We start from the raw sequence: 18,224 nt of genomic DNA on the forward strand, positions 1-18,224 counted from the left end.
GCGAGGTCGGGCCGTCGATGATGCAACGCGCCCCGCGGACGGGGCCGCGGGGCGCGCTGACTGAGCGTGACCGGGCGACCCGTCCTGGAGGTCAGGACAGGTCGGCGGGGCTCAGTTGCCGCGGTTCGAGGCGTAGGCGGCGTCGATCAGCTCGGCGCCGATCTCGTCCTCGAACTCCTCCCACACCGGCTTCATCGCCTGCAGCCACTGGGCGCGCTCCTCAGGCGTGAGGGTGATGATCTCGGTGCGACCGGAGTCGACGATCTTTTGGCGATAGTCGAGATCTTTGTCGCGAGCGACCTGGTTGCCGTAGGTCACCGCCTCGTCGATCGCGGCCTTGAGTTCGGCGCGGAGGTCGTCGGGCAGCCCGTTCCAGAACTCAGCCGAGGTCACCACCATGTAGTCGAGCAGACCGTGGTTGGACTCGGTGATGTAAGGCTGCACCTCGAAGAACTTCTTGGTGTAGGTGTTCGACCAGGGGCTCTCCTGACCGTCGATTGCCTTGGTCTGGAGCAGAGTGAAGACCTCGGAGAAGGGCTTCTTCAGCGGGGTGGCGTCGACCGCCTTGAACTGTGCCTCGAGCACCTCGGAGGACATGATGCGGAACTTCATGCCGGCAGCGTCCTCGGGCACGCGCAGCGGCTCGTTCGAGCTGAACTGCTTGAGACCGCTGTGGAGATAGCCGAGTCCGATCAGCCCCTTCTTCTCCATCGAAGTGAGCAGCTCCTGACCGGCTTCGCTCTGCTGGAAGCGATCGACTGCGTCGAGGTCCTCGAACAGGAAGGGCAGGTCGAAGAGGGCGAGCTTCTTGGTGTAGCGACCGAACTTGGAGAGCGCGGGCGCGGCTAGCTGTACGTCGCCGAGCTGCATGGCCTCGAGCACCTTGTCATCGCCGAACAGCTGCGAGTTGGGGTAGACCTCGACAACGACGCGGTCGCCCATGCGCTCTTCAACCAGCTCCTGGAGCTTCAGCGCCATCTGGCCCTTGGGGGTGTTCTCGGCCACGACGTGCGAGAACTTGATCACGATCGGATCATCGGCGGCGCTAGCGGTGCCGGTGACGAGCGTGGATGCGGCCGTGATCGCAGCCAGGGAGAGTGCGGCTAAGGTCGGTTTCATCAGTTCCTCCGCAAGAGGCCCCGCCTTTCTGGTCGGGGTGGGTTAGCGGGCCGCCCGGTGGGCGGCGGTTTTTCACTCAAGTGCCGGTCTGTTCCAGGGCGGGCAACGCGCGGGAGCTGTTCGCCCCGCACGCCTCGCCCCCGAGAAGGGTAGCGTGGGTCTCGGCGCTCTTCGTCCCCGTCCATGACGCAGACACCTTGTATCGTCCCGCTCGGCGCGGTCGATGGTGTCCCATCTCCTTGATTGTGAAAGCCTGTTGGCCCGCTCGCCTTCCTGTCGGATTCACTCCGAACCCTGGGCTATGGCCGTCTCCGCCGGGGAGATGCAGCCGTTGCGCACGAGAATGGGTGATGTCTCGCCGATCCAGTTGGATCGAGCACCACATTAAAGCAATTTATAGGCCAAGTTTTTTGGATGTGATCGGCGCCATCTCGACGCCCTCCGAACTTTCGAATATTACTTTTTTCTTTCAGTAGGTTGCGCTGCGTGTGCGCTGAGTGTCGAGATGAGAAGCCGGGGCGGTGCTGATGACTCCGGGACCGGAGAGCGAGGTGGCGGGCTGGGGTGGGTGGAATTCCACCCATTGCGGGGCGGGCGGCGCGGCGGATATCCGCCGATCCGATCTCAGTCCTTGTAGTCGTCCTTGTCGAGTCCGTGTTTCTGCATCTTGTCGTAGAGCGTCTTGCGGGGGATGCCGAGGGTGGTCATGGTGTCCTTGATGCTGCCCTTGTTGGCCGCCAGCGCCTGCACGATCAGGCTGCGCTCGAAGCACTCGACCTGGGTCGGCAGGGTCTGCGGCAGGCCGCTGTCGGGATCGCCGGCGAACAGCGTCTCGAGCGACCAGTCGTACTGCTCGCCGATCAGCACATAGCGCTCGGTGAGGTTGCGCAGCTCGCGCACGTTGCCCGGCCAGTCGTGCCCGAGCAGGCGGCTGATCTGGTCCTGCTCGGGGAAGGGTGCGTCGCGCTGGAAGCGGTCCTGGGCGACGAGCAGGAAGTGATGGAACAGCAGCGGGATGTCCTCGCGTCGTTCGCGCAGCGGCGGGATGTGCAGGGTGAGGACGTTGAGTCGGTAGTAGAGATCCTCGCGGAAGTCGCCGGCGGTGGCCGCTTCGCGCAGGTCGATCTTGGTCGCCGCCACCACGCGGAAGTCGAGCGGGATGAGCTGGTTGGAGCCGAGCCGCTCGATGGTGCGCTCCTGGAGCACGCGCAGCAGCTGCACTTGAGCCGGTGCGGGCATGCTCTCGATCTCGTCGAGGAACAAGGTGCCCTCGTGGGCGTGCTCGAACTTGCCGATGCGCCGCGCCTTGGCGCCGGTGAAGGCGCCGGCCTCGTGACCGAACAGCTCGCTCTCGATCATGCTCTCGGGGACTGCGCCGCAGTTGACCGGGACGAAGTTGCGGTCACGACGGTTGCTGTGCTCGTGCAGCGAGCGCGCCACCAGCTCCTTGCCGGTGCCGGTCTCGCCGAGGATCAACACGTCGGCGCCGGTGTCGGCGATCTGCGAGATGGTCGCGCGCAGCCGGCGCATCGCCGGGCTGTGACCGATGATGCGCGGGCCGAGGGCGGTGTTGGCCATCAGTTCGACGCGCAGGTTGCGGTTCTCCATCACCAGCGCGCGCTTGTCGAGCGCGCGCTGCACGGTGTCGAGCAGACGCTCGGCGGGGTAGGGCTTCTCGATGAAGTCATAGGCCCCGGCGCGCATCGCGTTGACCGCAGTGCTGATGTCGCCGTGACCGGTGATCAGGATCACTGGCAGGTCGGGGTCGATGGCCTGGGCCTGGGCGAGCAGTTCGAGCCCGTCGATCCCGGGCAGGCGGATGTCGGTGATCAGTACCCCGGGCCAGTCGCGACTGAGCAGCGGCAGGGCGCGCTCGGCGCGGTCGAACACCTGAGCGGTGAGCCCGGCGAGCTCTAGGGTCTGGCGGTTGGCGGCGCGGATGTGTTGCTCGTCGTCGACGAAGATGACGTGTGGCGATTGACTCATTCAGGGGTCTCCGCAGCCGACAGGCGCAGTTCGAAGCAGGCGCCCGCGCGAGCGGGCTTGGCCACCAGCGCGCCACCCATCTCGGTGGTGATGCGCGAGGAAATGGCCAGCCCCAGCCCGAGCCCGTCGCCCGCGGCCTTGGTGGTGAAAAAAGGCTCGAAGATCACCGCCAGGTCGGACTCGGGGATGCCAGGGCCGGTGTCGCGCACCCAAGTCACCACGGTATCGCCCTCCTGGCGGGCATCGATCTCGATGCGGCGTTGTTCGGCCTCAGCGATCGCCTGACAGGCGTTGCCGAGCAGATTGACGATGACCTGTTGGAGCAGCACGTCGTTGGCGCGGACCTGCAGGTGATCGGGGACGCGCGCGATCAGTTCGCCGTGACAGCGCGCGAGCATCGGCGCGATGATCCGGGTCGCGCTTTCGATCACCGCCGCCAGTGGCAGTCGGGTCAGCTCGCCCGAGGTCTTGCGCGCGAACAGCTTGAACTGGGAGCCGATCTTGGCCATGCGCTCGGTGAGCGCGAGGATCTGGCCGAGGTTGGCCGCGACCTCCTGATGACGCTCCTTGGCGAGCAGCAATCGTCCATTATCGGCATAGGTGCGGATCGCCGCCAGTGGCTGGTTGAGTTCGTGGTTGATGCTCGCCGACATCTGCCCGAGGGTGGCGAGCTTGGCCGACTGGATCAGTGCCTGCTGGGTTTCGCGCAGCGCCTGCTCGGCGCGCAGTCGCTCGTCGATCTCGGCGCGCAGTCGGCGGTTGGTGCGGGTGAGTTCCTCGGTGCGGTTGGCGACTCGGGCCTCGAGTTCGAGGTTGATGCGCTCGAGGGTGGCGCGCGCGCGCTCGGTGAGTGCGGCATGGGCGCGACGGCTGCGCTGGCGCTGCAGCAGTAGCGCGACGCCGAGTGCGGTGACCGCGAGCAGCGCGGCGGCGAGCGCGGTCAGCTTGAGGCTGTCGCGCATCACCGCACCGGTGTTGGAGAGTACGTGGACCTGCCAACCGGCGCTCTGCATCGCGCGCGACTGGAGCAGGTAGGGCGAGGGTTCCGGCCAGGGTGCGGGCGGACCGAGCCGGACCAGGGCGCCATCGGCGGTGGTGTCGCGGACCGTCAGCTCGAGCGGTTCGAGAGCGGCGTCGAGATAGCGGTTGCTGGCGCGGATGCGCCGTCTGACCTCGGGGGCGAGCGGGTGCAGGGTGCGAAAGCGCTGTGCCGGTTCGGTGGAGATGAAGATCACCCCATCGGGGTCGGTGACCAGGAAGATGTGTCCCGACTTGGCCCAACGTCGCTCGGCCTCGGTGACGTCGATCTTGACCACCACGGCGCCGAGGATCTCGCGCCCCTCACGCACCGGGTAGGCGAAGTAGTAGCCGCGTCGCTTGGAGGTGGTGCCGAGGGCGAAGTAGCGGCCCAGCTCACCCTCCATGGCGTCGTGGAAGTAGGGGCGGAAGCTGAAGTCGCGGCCGACGAAGGGGCGTTCGGCGTTCCAGTTGCTCGCGGCAATGGTCAGCCCCTCGGCGTCCATCAGATAAGTGTCGGTGGCGTCGCTGATGCGGTTGACCGTCTCCAGGTAGCGGTTGAGCGCGACGATGCTCTCGCGTCCGCCCGGGGCGCGCAGGAACTCGGTCAGGCGCGGGTTGGTGGCGAGCAGTTCGGGCAGCGGTTCGTACTTGGCCAGCAGCCCCTGGAGGTGGACGACATAGAGGTCGAGATCGGTGCGCGCCTGCTCAGCCAGGCGCTCGACGCCGTCGTGATAGGCCCAGCGCGCCAGCCCCCAGAGTCCGACGCAGACGAGCGCAAGCAGCGCCAGCCAGGGTAGGTGGCGAGCGGGATGCGGGCGGGAGGATGGTGTCTGGTCGGCGATCAAGCGCGTCTTCCGGCCCGGTGCCGGACGCGCCGTCGCGCGTCAGTGCGGACGGCGCCTCGGGCCCCGAGGCGCCGGGGTGGCGGGATCAGGCCGGTCCGGGGACGGCGACGCCGGTGCTGCCGGCATAGCCGGCGGCGCCGGTCCAGTAGCCGTCGCACAGCCCCGAGGGGGCGTATTCTCGCAGCTTGGCCAGTCCTTCGGTCCGGCTCATGTCGCCGCGCAGACAGGCATCGAACACGGCGATGATGTCGCTGGTGTGACGCGACTGCGGGCTGATGCGCAGCAGCTCGACGCCGAGCGCGGTGACCTCGTCGAGTGCGCCGAGCAGGGTGTGGGTGCTCGCCGATTGGGTCTGGATGCCGTTGAGGGTGAGGAAGGTATCACCTTCCTGGGTGTCGATGGTCAGCCCGTCGGGATAGTCGATGCAGCAGAACTGGCAGTCGTCCTTGGCGAGATCGCGGTTGTAGGCGGTGAAGCAGCGCGCTGAGTAGGCCAGCGGCAGGCGGCCGAAGGCGAACAGTTCGCACTCGACGCCCTCGGGGCGGGTCGCGATCAGCGCGCGCGCGGTGTCGCGACCGAGTTCGACCGGCAGCACCCAGCGCTCGAGTCCGTGGCGGGCGAGGAAGGCGAGGGTGCGGTCGTTGTAGAGGTTGATCGAGTGACCGGCGACGAAGGGGTGACCGTCGAGATATTCCAGCGCGCCGAGGTCGTTGGCCTCGACCTTGAAGCGGCGATCGGAGCAGAGTCGCTCCAGGGTCTTGAGTTCACCGTCGGACTCGATCAGCGCCAGGGTCGAGATCACCGGCTCCTTGCCGGCGGCGGCGACGCGCTCGGCCAGCTCCCAGTAGTCCTCGGGACGCAGCAGGCGACGCTTGGAGCAGATGGTCTCACCGAGATAGATGGTCGCCACCGGGGTCTCGAGCATCTCGGCGTAGAAATCCATCACCTGTTCGCGCGGCCAGTGATAGAGCAGGGGACCGAGCGAGAGACGGGGGCGCTGGTTTGGCGTGTGCTGGGGTTGCATGGCTATCGGGTGTCAGTGGGGCTGTTGGTGTGGATTGACTGGGGCGGCGATCGTCGTCACGCCCCTGGCCGTGTCCGTTCGGGTCTGGCGGCCGGGGCGCGCCGCGTCGAGTGCCGGTTGGCGACGCGGCGTTGATCCCCGGTGATCGCTAGTGCCACTGGCGGTGGTAGGGGCCGAGCGTGGTCTGGGTGCCCTCGGAGACCTGGGCCAGTGCTGCCCGCCAGTCGTCGCGCGGGCGGAAGTTCTGGGGGTCGCGACGACAGGCGTCGATCGCCTCGCGCCAGACCCGGGTCACCTGGGTGACGTAGCGGGTGCTGCGCTGGCGTCCCTCGATCTTGATCGCGCTCACCCCGGAGGCGATGATGTCGGGGAGGATCTCCATGGTGTTGAGGCTGGTCGGCTCCTCGATGGCATAGCGCAGCTTGCCCTCGACCTGGAAGCGGCCCTTGCAGATGGTCGGGTAGCCGGCCGGCTCGCCGTGACCACGACGCTCGAGCAGCACGCCGCCGAGGCGCGTCTCCTGACCCTCGGCGGTGTCGATCCACTCGACGTGGGAGGCTGGCGAGCAGGCGCCGAAGGTATTGGGCGACTGGCCGGTGGCATAGGAGGAGAGCAGGCAGCGCCCCTCGACCATCACGCACAGGCTGCCGAAGCCGAAGATCTCGACCGGCACGTCGCAGCGTTCGATCAGGTGTGCGACCTGAGCGAGCGAGAGCACGCGCGGCACCACCACGCGCTTGATGCCGAACTGGCGGTGCATGAAGTTGATCGCCGCCGGGTTGGTTGCCGAACCTTGCACCGAGAGGTGCAGGTTGAGCTGCGGGTGCTTGTTGGCGGCATAGTCGAGCACGCCCATGTCGGCAAGGATCAGGGCGTCGACGCCGAGGTCGGCGGCGCGGTCGACCGCGGCGCTCCAGCGCTCCCAGCCGTTGGGCTGGGCATAGGTGTTGACCGCGACGAAGACCTTGACGTTACGGTCGTGCGCATAGCGCAGACCTTCACGGATCTGCTTGTCGCCGAAGTTCAGACCGGCGAAGTGGCGGGCGTTGGTATCGTCGCGAAAACCGATGTAGACGGCATTGGCGCCGTTGTCGACGGCGGCCTTCAGCGCCGGCAGGTTGCCGGCGGGACAGACGAGTTCCATGGTGGATGGTCTCCAGCGAGTCAGGCGGTACTTGCAAGTTTGCGGCAGGACGAGGGCGTGATCAGGTCACCCTGTCGGGTGCCGCGCCGATACAGTTCGGCTTCGATGCCGTTGAGCACGGCCCATTTCTGGCTGCACCAGTCGGGGGCGAGCAGGATGTCGCGCGAGGCGGTGCCGGTGACCCGGTGGAAGGTCACCTCGGGCGGGGTGCGCTCGATGATGTCGGCGCAGGTGGCGACATAGTCCTCCAGCGCGAGTGGCTGGTAGTGACCACGCCGCCAGTCGATCGCCAGACGGGTGTGGCGCACGACGTGCAGGGCGTGCAGCTTGAGACCCTCGACACCGACCCCGAGTACGCGCTCGAGGCTCTCGATGGCATGCTCGCGTCCCTCGCCGGGGAGGCCGACGATGAGATGGGCGCAGACCGGGATGCCGCGGCGGTGTGCCGCCTGCACCGCACGCTGGTAGTCGGCGAAGGTGTGGCCGCGATTGACGCGCTCGAGCGTGCTGTCATCGGCCGACTGCAGCCCGAGTTCGAGCCAGATCTCCTTGCCGCGGGCGCGATAGCGCGCGAGCAGGTCGAGCACCGGCTCGGGCACGCAATCGGGGCGGGTGCCGATTGACAGCCCAATGACGTCGGGGTGGACGAGCGCGCTGTCGTAGCGCTCGCGCAGCGCGTCGATCGGGTCGTAGGTGTTGGTGTAGGCCTGGAAGTAGGCCATGAAGCGGCGCGCCCCGGTGCGCTTGGCGAGCACGGCGCGGCCCGCCTCGATCTGCGCGGCGATCGAGGGCGGCTCCTTGGCGTTGGGGCTGAAGGAGACGTTGTTGCAGAAGGTGCAGCCGCCGCGACCCTTGGTCCCGTCGCGGTTGGGGCAGGTGAACCCCGCGTTGAGGGCGAGTTTGTGCACCCGCTGACCATAGCGGTTCAGCAGATACTGTCCAAAGGTATTGACGCGATCGCTGAGGATGCGCTGTTGGGCTTGGGGCGGGGGCATCCGACTAAAGCTAACCGTGCTCGATGAATAACCGTTTGATCCAGATCAACGAATGGGCAATCCGAGAACCGGGGCGAAGGCCGCCGTGGCGGTCGGGATCTGGGGCGGAGACTGACCCCTGACAACTCGAGGGCATGTTCGGGCCAGCTTTGCAGTACCATTTTGTAGTAATGCAAGAAAAACCCAATTCAAGAACTGGAACTTCATGATAGCCGAATCCCAGCCCCGCATCCGCGAGATCCCCTACAACTACACTTCGTACTCCGACCGCGAGATCGTCATCCGGTTTCTCGGCGAACCCATGTGGCGACTGATCGAGTCGCTGCGGGGGAGTCGACGTACCGGGCGGTCGGCGCGGATGCTGTTCGAGGTGTTGGGCGACATGTGGGTGGTCTCGCGCAATCCTTATCTACAGGAGGATCTGCTCGAGAATCTCGATCGTCGCCAGCTGCTGCTGCAGGCGATGCGTCACCGGCTCGATCAGTTCGAGCAGCGTCTCAACGATAACCAGCGCGCCGCCGAGCTGCTGGAGGCGGCGCGTGGCGCGGTTGTCCGGCTCGAGGACTGGTTCGCTCAGGAGCAGGCCCATCGCGAGCGGCTGCGCAAGGCGTTGGCCGGCATCACCCATCCCGACAATCTCGACTTCGGCGGTCTGGCACGGGTCTCGCATGCCACCGACGCCACCGATTGGCGCGTCGAGCTGCCCTTCGTGGTGATCTCCCCCGACAGCGAGTCCGAGGTGGCCGCCATCGTGCGCGCCTGTATCGACTGCGGGCTGTCGCTGATCCCGCGCGGTGGCGGCACCGGCTATACCGGCTCGGCGGTGCCGCTGCATCAGCACACTGCGGTGATCAACACCGAGAAGCTCGAATCGCTCTCGGGTGTCGAGCGGATCGAGCTGCCCGGGGTCGAGGGCCAAGTGCCGACGGTGCGCTGCGGCGCCGGTGTGGTCACCCGGCGGGTCTCGGACCTGGCCGACAGCAACGGTCTGGCCTTTGCCGTCGACCCGACCTCGCAGGACGCCTCCTGCATCGGCGGCAACATCGCGATGAACGCCGGCGGCAAGAAAGCGGTGCTGTGGGGCACCGCGCTCGACAACCTCGCCTCGTGGCGGATGGTCACCCCGGATGCGCAGTGGCTCGAGATCGAGCGGCTCGATCACAACCTCGGGCGCATCCACGATCAGGCGCTGGTGCGCTTCCGTGTCTCGCGCTACGACACCGACGGGCGCACCCCGGTCGGTGAGCCCGAGATCCTGGAGATGCCCGGTGCCTCGTTCCGCAAGGTCGGGCTCGGCAAGGACGTCACCGACAAGTTCCTCTCCGGCCTCCCCGGGGTGCAGAAGGAGGGCTGTGACGGGCTGATCACCTCGGCGCGTTTCATCCTCCATCGCATGCCCGATCACGTGCGCACGGTGTGCATGGAGTTCTTTGGCACCGATCTCGATCTCGCGGTGCCGGCGATCGTCGAGATCAAGGACTATATCGAGTCCTTGCCCGAGGTGCTGGTCGCCGGGCTCGAGCACCTCGACGAGCGCTATGTGCGCGCCGTCGACTACAGCACCAAGGCCTCGCGCCGCGAGCTGCCGAAGATGGTGCTGATCGCTGATCTGGTCAGCGATGACGAGACCGCGCTCGATGCCGCCGCAGCCCGGGTGGTGGAACTGGTGGGGGCGCGCGACGGCGAGGGCTTCATCGCCGTCAGCCCCGAGGCGCGCAAGCGTTTCTGGCTCGATCGCGCGCGCACCGCGGCGATCTCGCGTCATACCAACGCCTTCAAGATCAACGAGGACGTGGTCATCCCGCTCGACCGGCTCTCCGATTACAGCCGGGGCATCGAGCGGATCAACATCGAGCAGTCGATCCGCAACAAGGATGCGATCATGGCCGCGGTGCTCGACTACCTCGGCAGCGGGCTGGAGGAGGCGCGCCGCGCCGGTGACTACGAGGTCTCGGAGGAGGATGTCGCCATCCTCGCGGCCAAGCGCGATGCCGCACGTGAGGTGCTGGAGACGGCACGGGCGCGCTGGCGCGCGATCCTCGAACACCTCGAGGCCCCGGCCGCCGAGCATCTCGAACTGCTTCACGAGAAAGAGCGCGCGCGAGCGCGCGAGGGCGACAGCCTGTTGTCGATGATGCTGCGTCGCGACTTGCGCCAATCCTATGTCCGCGAGGTCGCCGCACAGCTCAACGAGATCTTCTCCGGCAAGGACCTGGAGCGGGTGCGTACGCGTCTGGTCGAGATCCATCGTCGGCTGCGCGACTCGCGGCTGTTCGTGGCGCTGCACATGCACGCCGGTGACGGCAACGTCCACTCCAACATCCCGGTGCACTCCTCGGACTACGCCATGCTCCAGGAGGCCGACGAGGTGGTGGCGCGGATCATGGCGCTCGCCTCCGGGCTCGGCGGGGTGATCTCGGGCGAGCACGGCATCGGTCTGACCAAGCTGCAGTACCTGGAGCCGGAGAAGCTTGAGGCCTTCGTCGCCTACAAGGAACGGGTCGACCCGCAGCAGCGCTTCAACCGCGGCAAGCTGATGCCCGGCGCCGGGCTCGAGGGTGCCTATACGCCCTCGCTGCGGCTGGTGCAGCAGGAGGCGATCATCCTCGAGGAGACCGAACTCGGCGCCCTCAACGACGACGTCAAGAACTGTCTGCGCTGCGGCAAGTGCAAGCCCAAGTGCATGACTCACGTACCGCGCGCCAACCTGCTCTATTCGCCGCGCAACAAGATCCTCGCCACCGGGTTGATCATCGAGGCCTTCCTCTACGAGGAGCAGACCCGGCGCGGGTTGTCGTTGCGCCACTTCGACGCAATGAACGATGTCGCCGACCACTGCACCGTGTGCCACAAGTGTCTCGCTCCCTGTCCGGTGAACATCGACTTCGGCGACGTCACCATGCGGCTGCGGCGCATCCTGGTGGCGCGCAAGCGCAACCGCTTCTCGCCTGGGGCCTGGGCGGCGATGCGCTTTCTCAACGTCACCGATCCGCGGGCGATCCGGCTGTTGCGCACCGCGCTGGCACGCTGGGGCTTTGCCGGGATCAATCTCGGTCACCGGGTGGCGCGGTTGCTGGGGTTGACACGCGCGCCCAGGCGCCACCCGGGGATCACCACCGGCAAGCCGAAGGCGGTCGGTCAGGTGGTCGAGTTGGTGGCGCGACCGATCCGGGTGGAACTGCCCAAGCAGACCTTCCGCCAAGTACTCGGGCTCGAGGACAAGACCCAGATCCCGATCCTGCGTGACCCCGGGGTCGCGCAGGAGGAGGCCGAGGCGGTGTTCTACTTCCCCGGCTGCGGCTCGGAGCGGCTGTTCTCCGACATCGGTCTGGCGACCCTGGCGATGCTCTGGCGCGGTGGTGCCCAGACCATTCTGCCGCCGGGCTATCTGTGCTGTGGCTATCCGCAACGCGCCGCCGGGCTGGAGGCGCGCGGTCAGCGCATCACCATGGAGAACCGGGTGCTCTTCCATCGCGTGGCTAACACCCTCAACTACATGGATATCCGTACCGTGGTGGTCTCCTGCGGAACCTGCATGGATCAGCTGCTGAAGTACGAGTTCGAGCGGATCTTCCCCGGCTGCCGACTGCTCGACATCCACGAGTGGCTGATGGAAAAGGGGATGAGCCTGCAGGGTGTCGATGGGGTCAAGTATCTCTACCACGATCCTTGTCACACCCCGATGAAGACCCATGCGCCGATCAAGGTCGCCTCCAGTCTGATCGGTGATCCGGTGACGCTCTCGGACCGCTGCTGTGGCGAGGCGGGTACCCTGGGCGCGCAGCGCCCGGACATCGCCAACCAGGTACGCTTCCGCAAGCGCGAGGAACTCGAGGCCGGGCTGCGCGCGCTCACCGGCGCGTCCCGGGTCGAGCACGGCGAGGCCAAGCTGCTCACCGCTTGCCCGGCCTGTCAGCAGGGTTTGGCCAAGTATCATGGCGAGACCGGCCTGGAGACCGACTACATCGTCGTCGAGATGGCGCGTCGTCTGATCGGCGAGGACTGGCAGCAGCGCTTCATCGAGCAGGCCCGCGCCGGCGGCGTCGAGCGCGTGTTGCTCTGAGTCGGCGGTCATACTCAGCCGCCAGCCGCCAGCCGCCAGCCGCCAGCCGCCAGCCGCCAGCCGCCAGCCGCCAGCCGCCAGCCGCCAGCCGCCAGCTAGGGTAGTGCGGCCGGCGGCGGGGCGCTGATGAGCCGGCGACTGGTCGCTGGAGGCCGCCTTGGGTGCGGATCAGCCTCCAGCGGTCAGCTTCCAGTCGCCAGTGGAGGCGGTCGGCGCTCATGACCGGCGGCTGACAGCCAGGAGCCCCTTGCCGTCCAATCTCGCTGGTCGCTGTCCCCTTTGCGCCCTTCGCGCCTTTGCGGTTCAATCCTTCTGGCCGCTGGCCGCTGGCCGCTGGCCGCTGGCCGCTGGCCGCTGGCCGCTGGCCGCTGGCCGCTGGCCGCTGGCCGCTGGCCGCGCAACCTTGAAAGCGTGTGCGCGCGCCGTGTAGCATCGCGCGATACCCTGTGACGTCAGAAGCGATTGAATTTCCTCATGTCGAAGAACAATACCGGGTCGACCCTCGAGTCCAACCAGGCCGCTGGCACCCGGCTCGAGCTGCTGTTGTTCCAGCTCGAACACAAGCAGCTGTTCGGAATCAACGTCTTCAAGGTCAAGGAAGTCATTCCCTATCAACCGTTGACGCGCCCGGCCGGCGCCCATCCGTTGGTCAAGGGGATGGCGACGCTGCGCGGTATCACCATGCCGATCATCGATCTCTCGCAGGCGGTCGGTGGTCCGGAGATGGCCGAGCCGGAAAAGGGCTATATCATCATCACCGAGTACAACCGTTCGGTGCATGGCTTCCTGATCCGCCGGGTCGACCGCATCGTCAATACCCAGTGGGATCAGGTGCAGCAGCTGCCCCCGCGTTTGGGCAAGAACGTCTATGTGACCGCGGTGACCTTGATCCAGAACGAGCTGGTCGAGATCCTCGATGTCGAGAAGGTGCTCGATCAAGTGGTGCATGTGAGCACCGATGTCTCTCAGGATCTGAGCCAACGCATTCACGCCGAGAACCACCGCGTGCTGGTGGTCGATGACTCGGCGGTGGCACGCCACCAGATCCAGCGCGCGCTCGAGCAGCTCGGGATCGAGTGCACGCTGCTCACCGATGGCAAGCATGCGATCGACCTGATCCATCAGATGCAACAGGAGGGCGTCGACGTTGCCGAGCACTTCAGTATGGTCGTCTCCGATATCGAGATGCCGGAGATGGACGGCTATCAGCTCACCACCGAGATCCGTAAGGACCCTCGGCTCGAGGCGTTGTATATCCTGCTGCACTCCTCGATCAGCGGCGAGTTCAACGTCGATATGGTGAAGCGGACCGGAGCCAACAAGTTCATCCAGAAGTACAGCCCGGACGATCTGGCCGAGGCTGTGTTGGAGCGGTTGAAGGAGGTACCGGCGATCGGTGCCTGATGGTTGCGCGGATCTCGGGGATAGGGTGGTCAGGCTCGGAGCGGCTCATGTGCCGCCCCGAGCGGTAGACAGGGATACCCGATCCATCATGAGAATCCCTTTTATCCATTGAGGAGGCGCTATGCTGGTCGATGACGAACGTCGTAAATTCCTGAGACTGAACGCCGATACCGAGGCCAACATCAAGCGTTTGGAGACCGATGAGACGCTCTCTGTCCGTCTGACCGATCTCAGCCCGTCGGGCTGTGCGCTGGTCTGTGAGTCACCGCTCTCCCCGGGCGAGCGGCTCGAGGTCAGTATCAGCAGTCCGAGTGCTCGCATCGCGCCGTTGGTCTGCAGCGGTCATGTGGTGCGCGTCGATCGCGATGGTGAGCGCCAGGTCATTGGGGTCGAATTCGTCTCCGACGCTGGCTGACCCCCTTACTTCACCTCTCAGGCGCGGGCCCGTCCGGTTGTGACGGGCCCGCGCTGGTTTTGATGGCGACTCTCTGATGGCGCTCGATCCCGATTGCTTGAGCCGCTTGCGGCTGACCCAGGACCCCTTTGACGAGCGCGCCGGCGAGGCATTTCTCTACACCGACCTGCTACTCGATCAGTTGCTCGAGTCCGCCGTCGAGGTACTGGAGGCGCCGGGCGCGGTGCTGATGTTGACCGGTCCGGCGGGCAGTGGGCGAACGCTGCAGCTGATGCGTCTGCTCGGTCTGTTGCCGGATCGTTTCGAGCTGATCGCCTTTCGCGCGCGTCCCGGGACCTCGGTGGAGATGCTCGAGGCAACCCTTCGTGCTCAGCTCGGTGCCGATGCTCGGGTGACGCGCTCGCTCGAGCAGCTGTTGGCTCAGCTGTTGAGCACCGGAGCCGAACTCTGCATCGCGATCGATGATGCGCATCACCTCGGTATCGATCTGGTCCACGCCCTGATGCGACTACGTCATGGATTGCTCGAGCGTACCGGCGAGCCGCCGCGTCTGGTGCTGACTGGCGACCCGGCGCTGGCGCGTTATCCGCTCCAACTCGAGCCTGACGACCCGGGACGGATCAGCCGTCTCAGCCTGCGTCCATTGAACCTTGAGCAGGCCCGCGCCTATCTCTGTCATCGGCTCGAGGCCGCCGGCCTGGACAATCCGCTCGGCCTGCTCGCGGATGCCGATGTCGAGTCATTGCATGCCCGCAGCCAGGGCTGCCCGAAGGGACTCAATACACTCGCCGGCGCGTGGCTGGAGGCGCGCTGTCACGATGTCGAGACGGGGGCGCACCAGCCCGAACCCGCTCCGACTCCCCGTCAGCTCGTGCCCGAGGTCGACGAGAAGACCCCTGAGCAATTGATCGCCGAGCGCATCCGAGCACTGTCGGCGAGCATCGATGAACAGCCGCACGCCCCCCCGGCCAAGGCCATGTCGCGTCGCGTCGCGGCAGCGGAGCCGGCCGTTGCCGAAGCGTCGTCGAGAAAGTCGATCAAGGGGTTGGTGTCGCTGCTGAGACGAACCAAAGGCGACAAGCCATCGCGGCAGGTGATCAAGACGAAGAGGTCCGCGGCCGCAGCGCCGACGATGCCGGTCTGGAATCAGCGTTGGTTCGTTCCAGCGATCGCCGGTGGCGCGGCCCTGGCGATCCTGTTGCCGGTGGTCTTCCAGCTCCAGGGGCAGGATCCGCGTCCAGCCCCATCGTCGGCACCACGTGATCGTGCCCGTCTGCTGCTGGAGTCGGCAGAGGTCGCGCCACCGCCGCGTCCGCGTCTGGCCCAGCCACCGGGAGAGCTGAGTCGTCCCGCGCCCGGCGCGGTGATGCCGCCAGCGCCCGAACCCGCACCACCAGGCTCGTTGGTGCGGCAACCACCCCGGGAGCAGCCGCCTGCGCCGGTTACACCGCCGGTCGAGCGTCCCCGGCCGGTTGCGTCCACGCCACAGCCCGCGCCATCACAACCGCACTCAGGTCTCGATCTGACGGTGGATCGGGACTGGCTGGTGGCGCAGAATCCCAATCGCTACACCATTCAGCTGATCGCTGTCAGCAGTCTCGAGGCAGCGCAAGACTATGTGATACGTCACCGTCTCGATGGCGTGCGTTTTCTGCCGATCCGCTCGCGCGACCGCGACTTCGTGGTCGTGCTCGCCGGTGCCTTTGCCAGTCGCGGCGAGGCCGAGCGGGTTTATGCGGCCTTGCCCGCAGCGGTGCGCGCCGACCGGCCGTGGATTCGTGCGATCGGTTCGGTACAGGGGTCGCTGCGGTGAGGGGGCGTCACTGGGGAATGGTTCTCGTGCTGCTCTGCTCCGTGGCGACCTGTCCGGTGATGGCGCTCGATCCTTGTCCCGGCGGACAGACGCAAGCAGCGGGACCGGAGGCGCGCTTTTATCGCGACAGTCGAGGCGAATATCGGTTGCGTGGCCGGATCGGTGGCTCGGCGGTGACCTTCCGGTTGGCGCCCGAGGCCGATACCGTCGTGCTCGGCGAGCGTGAGGCGACCCGGCTGGGGCTCGTGTATGCACGCGGTCGCCTCGTGCGCCATCAGGGGACGACGGGAGTCGGTCTGGGGTATGCCGTGGAACTCGATAGCGTGCAGGTCGGCGGCATCGTACGCGAGCGGGTCGCTGCCGTGGTCGTCATCGGAGAGGAGACGGGCGAGGTCTTGCTCGGGCAGAGCTTTCTGCGTGGGCTCACGCGATGTCGTGCTGCCGGAGCCATCGTGTTGCGTGCGCTATACCGCTGATGTCGCCGGAGTCGCTCTCCTGCGATGAGACGATGACGCAATCGCACAGTATCCTCGTGGAGATCTGGATCGCATTGTCGAGGGGATGTCGCGGCAACCTGATGTGCCAACGGCTAGACTGAGAGAGAGTCGATACCCGGTGAGCGCCGATGGAGATCCATACCGGGGTCGGTGCGTCGCTTCGGCCCTCTCCCGCGCCCGCTGCCGACTCCTCCGGTGGCGCCACCCGCCAGCAAGAGACGGCATCCACCGTTGGGCGTGAAGCCAACGAGGACGCACAGCCCCGCCCCGCAGAGCAGCCAGAACAGACGCCCACGCCAGAAGAGCTGCGGCTGATCGAGCAGTTGCGCCAGCGCGACCGTGAGGTACGCGCACACGAGCAGGCGCATGTGGCCGCGGGTGGGCGTTATGTCACCGGCGGTCCTACCTATACCTATCAAACCGGCCCAGACGGGCGTCAGTATGCGATCGGCGGTGAGGTGCAGATCGATACCTCCGAGGAGGCCGATCCGGCGGCGACGCTGGAGAAGGCCGAGACCGTGTTGCGCGCTGCCTTGGCGCCCGCGGAGCCTTCCAGCCAGGATCAGCGGGTTGCCGCCCAGGCGCGCGCGATGCAGATCGAGGCGCAGCGCGAGATGCGTATTCTCGAGCAGGCGGATCAGGAAATGCGTCGAATGGATGGGGAAGCGTCGGCTGCACGGGCCGATGCGAATGCGCAGGATGCGAACTCCGCGGGCATGCTGGAGCCTGGGGTCGAGCGCGACCGACTCGAGCGCAGGATTGCCGGATTCTTTGCGCCCGCGCGCTCAGCCGAGCAAATCAACCAGTTCGCCTGAGTCCTGAGGTGGTCATCACCCCGAGCGCCGATCTGGTGTTGTCGCCTGGCGGGGCTGTGTCGGCAGGGGGGCACGTGTCCCGTCAGGAGTCCCTGGCAGGACACGCGCCCCTGTGCTGCGAAGCGTCACGATTCAGGCGGTGACGTTGATGTTGCGCCCGACATTCTCCGGCAGTCCTCGTGTGCTCGAGGGTTCCTGTGGGGCCTGCTGGGGTGTCAGCGATTGGTCGACCTGCTCTGAGGCCTGTTGTGCCTGAGTATCGAGTGCCTGGTTGAGCGATGCCGCACTCGTGTCGTTCGAGGTCTTGCTGCCGGCCATCGTGTTGGTCACGGTGGCGACGCCTGCCATCGATGAGATGTCCATGATCGAATCCCGTGTTCTCTGTGTGTCGATAGGCGATGCCAGGGGCTTGCCGGTTGTCTGTTGCTGCGTCTGTACCTGTCCAGCATCGCGATAAACCGCGGCCGACTCCCAATCCTCTCGGGGGCGGTATCGCGGCGTCCTGCGCGAACTCGGGACGTTAAATCCCTCATCTGCGATGACTGCGGTCTACTTAAACTGTAGACCAAGGTAGCTATCCTTGGCGTCGGATGGCGCACAGTCCGGGGAGACGGTGTGTTTGCCATGTCGACTATTGCTTGAGGGCGAGCCTGTGTAGACTCAAGTTCGTGGTGCTCGGGTCGTTATCGAGGGGGGAGGCGATGTCGGCGTCTCCGTGCGGGATGCCAGCCTCGGCTCCCGGCGACAATGATCCTGGAGTCGAACGATGCTCGAGCAAGGTCCTCTCAGCCCCCGGTCAGGAACGTCGCCGCCGGCGCCGAATCTGTCTTTGCCACAATCCTTGCTGAGCGGCTTTCGGCCCGCCTTCTGCGACGCGCGCAGCGGTGAGGTCAGATTATGTCGTACAGTCGATGGCGAGCTGGCCGAGGCGCATACGCTTGAGCATCTGCCGCAGGAATGGGTCGCCGAGTGTGATGGTGGCGGACGGCCGGTGCGGCTGCGTCCCGAGATTCGCGCGGGATTCCTGCGCGGGATCGATTTCTGGCGTTTGTCGGACCTGTTGCGCCCCGCGCTGGATGCTTGA

At 66.4% G+C, this 18,224-nt stretch carries 14 protein-coding genes; 7 read left to right on the forward strand and 7 right to left on the reverse strand.

Annotated features, from left to right (window positions below):
* Window positions 1-111: 111 nt before the first annotated feature.
* From MARPU_RS06245 to MARPU_RS06270, 6 genes are all read right to left on the reverse strand, one after another.
* Window positions 112-1,119, reverse strand: a complete 1,008-nt coding sequence (locus MARPU_RS06245) for a TRAP transporter substrate-binding protein (RefSeq protein ID WP_005220920.1) — start codon at window positions 1,117-1,119, stop codon at window positions 112-114.
* Between the two features lie 624 nt (window positions 1,120-1,743).
* Window positions 1,744-3,105 carry a sigma-54-dependent transcriptional regulator gene (locus tag MARPU_RS06250; RefSeq protein WP_005220922.1) on the reverse strand — a complete coding sequence of 454 codons (1,362 nt, stop codon included), beginning with the start codon at window positions 3,103-3,105 and terminating at the stop codon, window positions 1,744-1,746.
* Entirely contained in the window at window positions 3,102-4,970 is a 1,869-nt protein-coding gene (locus MARPU_RS06255; RefSeq protein WP_005220924.1) for a sensor histidine kinase, read from the reverse strand. Before MARPU_RS06255 ends, MARPU_RS06250 begins: the two co-directional genes overlap by 4 nt.
* Before the next feature lie 85 nt (window positions 4,971-5,055).
* Entirely contained in the window at window positions 5,056-5,994 is a 939-nt protein-coding gene (ubiV, locus tag MARPU_RS06260) for a ubiquinone anaerobic biosynthesis protein UbiV (RefSeq protein WP_005220926.1), read from the reverse strand.
* 148 nt (window positions 5,995-6,142) lie between these two features.
* Window positions 6,143-7,138 carry a ubiquinone anaerobic biosynthesis protein UbiU gene (gene ubiU, locus MARPU_RS06265; RefSeq protein WP_005220928.1) on the reverse strand — a complete coding sequence of 332 codons (996 nt, stop codon included), beginning with the start codon at window positions 7,136-7,138 and terminating at the stop codon, window positions 6,143-6,145.
* Window positions 7,139-7,158: 20 nt separating this feature from the next.
* The gene (locus tag MARPU_RS06270; protein ID WP_005220936.1) at window positions 7,159-8,133 is read right to left on the reverse strand and encodes a TIGR01212 family radical SAM protein; all 975 of its coding nucleotides are present in this window, start codon (window positions 8,131-8,133) and stop codon (window positions 7,159-7,161) included.
* A 205-nt stretch (window positions 8,134-8,338) separates the two neighbouring features.
* Between MARPU_RS06270 and MARPU_RS06275 the strand changes: the two genes are divergently transcribed.
* The 6 genes from MARPU_RS06275 (at window position 8,339) to MARPU_RS06300 (ending at window position 17,140) form a co-directional block, all read left to right on the forward strand.
* Window positions 8,339-12,196: an FAD/FMN-binding oxidoreductase gene (locus MARPU_RS06275; RefSeq protein WP_005220937.1), complete on the forward strand. Its 3,858-nt coding sequence runs from the start codon at window positions 8,339-8,341 to the stop codon at window positions 12,194-12,196.
* A 474-nt stretch (window positions 12,197-12,670) separates the two neighbouring features.
* Window positions 12,671-13,600 (forward strand): chemotaxis protein, encoded by a 930-nt coding sequence (locus MARPU_RS06280; RefSeq protein WP_005220944.1) that lies wholly within the window; start codon window positions 12,671-12,673, stop codon window positions 13,598-13,600.
* Window positions 13,601-13,721: 121 nt separating this feature from the next.
* Window positions 13,722-14,015 carry a PilZ domain-containing protein gene (locus MARPU_RS06285; RefSeq protein ID WP_005220947.1) on the forward strand — a complete coding sequence of 98 codons (294 nt, stop codon included), beginning with the start codon at window positions 13,722-13,724 and terminating at the stop codon, window positions 14,013-14,015.
* A 76-nt stretch (window positions 14,016-14,091) separates the two neighbouring features.
* The gene (locus MARPU_RS06290; RefSeq protein WP_005220949.1) at window positions 14,092-15,828 is read left to right on the forward strand and encodes an AAA family ATPase; all 1,737 of its coding nucleotides are present in this window, start codon (window positions 14,092-14,094) and stop codon (window positions 15,826-15,828) included.
* Window positions 15,829-15,845: 17 nt separating this feature from the next.
* Complete coding sequence (locus MARPU_RS06295) at window positions 15,846-16,304, forward strand: retropepsin-like aspartic protease family protein (protein WP_051415136.1); 459 nt, start codon at window positions 15,846-15,848, stop codon at window positions 16,302-16,304.
* Window positions 16,305-16,453: 149 nt separating this feature from the next.
* The gene (locus tag MARPU_RS06300) at window positions 16,454-17,140 is read left to right on the forward strand and encodes a putative metalloprotease CJM1_0395 family protein (RefSeq protein WP_005220951.1); all 687 of its coding nucleotides are present in this window, start codon (window positions 16,454-16,456) and stop codon (window positions 17,138-17,140) included.
* 132 nt (window positions 17,141-17,272) lie between these two features.
* On the opposite strand, the gene MARPU_RS06305 is transcribed toward MARPU_RS06300, so the two are convergent.
* Window positions 17,273-17,503, reverse strand: coding sequence for a hypothetical protein (locus MARPU_RS06305; RefSeq protein ID WP_005220953.1), 231 nt, complete (start codon window positions 17,501-17,503; stop codon window positions 17,273-17,275).
* A gap of 403 nt (window positions 17,504-17,906) precedes the next feature.
* Between MARPU_RS06305 and MARPU_RS06310 the strand changes: the two genes are divergently transcribed.
* Window positions 17,907-18,224 carry a hypothetical protein gene (locus tag MARPU_RS06310; RefSeq protein WP_005220955.1) on the forward strand — a complete coding sequence of 106 codons (318 nt, stop codon included), beginning with the start codon at window positions 17,907-17,909 and terminating at the stop codon, window positions 18,222-18,224.

The organism is Marichromatium purpuratum 984, from assembly GCF_000224005.2.
Taxonomy (GTDB): domain Bacteria; phylum Pseudomonadota; class Gammaproteobacteria; order Chromatiales; family Chromatiaceae; genus Marichromatium; species Marichromatium purpuratum.

What these genes read in the sequence shown, in the direction of transcription:
- MARPU_RS06245 (WP_005220920.1), bottom strand. Translation starts at nt 1,119, where the DNA reads ATGAAACCGACCTTAGCCGCACTCTCCCTGGCTGCGATCACGGCCGCA.
- MARPU_RS06250 (WP_005220922.1), bottom strand. Translation starts at nt 3,105, where the DNA reads ATGAGTCAATCGCCACACGTCATCTTCGTCGACGACGAGCAACACATC.
- ubiV (WP_005220926.1), bottom strand. Translation starts at nt 5,994, where the DNA reads ATGCAACCCCAGCACACGCCAAACCAGCGCCCCCGTCTCTCGCTCGGT.
- ubiU (WP_005220928.1), bottom strand. Translation starts at nt 7,138, where the DNA reads ATGGAACTCGTCTGTCCCGCCGGCAACCTGCCGGCGCTGAAGGCCGCC.
- MARPU_RS06270 (WP_005220936.1), bottom strand. Translation starts at nt 8,133, where the DNA reads ATGCCCCCGCCCCAAGCCCAACAGCGCATCCTCAGCGATCGCGTCAAT.
- MARPU_RS06275 (WP_005220937.1), top strand. Translation starts at nt 8,339, where the DNA reads ATGATAGCCGAATCCCAGCCCCGCATCCGCGAGATCCCCTACAACTAC.
- MARPU_RS06280 (WP_005220944.1), top strand. Translation starts at nt 12,671, where the DNA reads ATGTCGAAGAACAATACCGGGTCGACCCTCGAGTCCAACCAGGCCGCT.
- MARPU_RS06285 (WP_005220947.1), top strand. Translation starts at nt 13,722, where the DNA reads ATGCTGGTCGATGACGAACGTCGTAAATTCCTGAGACTGAACGCCGAT.
- MARPU_RS06290 (WP_005220949.1), top strand. Translation starts at nt 14,092, where the DNA reads ATGGCGCTCGATCCCGATTGCTTGAGCCGCTTGCGGCTGACCCAGGAC.
- MARPU_RS06295 (WP_051415136.1), top strand. Translation starts at nt 15,846, where the DNA reads ATGGTTCTCGTGCTGCTCTGCTCCGTGGCGACCTGTCCGGTGATGGCG.
- MARPU_RS06300 (WP_005220951.1), top strand. Translation starts at nt 16,454, where the DNA reads ATGGAGATCCATACCGGGGTCGGTGCGTCGCTTCGGCCCTCTCCCGCG.
- MARPU_RS06305 (WP_005220953.1), bottom strand. Translation starts at nt 17,503, where the DNA reads ATGGACATCTCATCGATGGCAGGCGTCGCCACCGTGACCAACACGATG.
- MARPU_RS06310 (WP_005220955.1), top strand. Translation starts at nt 17,907, where the DNA reads ATGCTCGAGCAAGGTCCTCTCAGCCCCCGGTCAGGAACGTCGCCGCCG.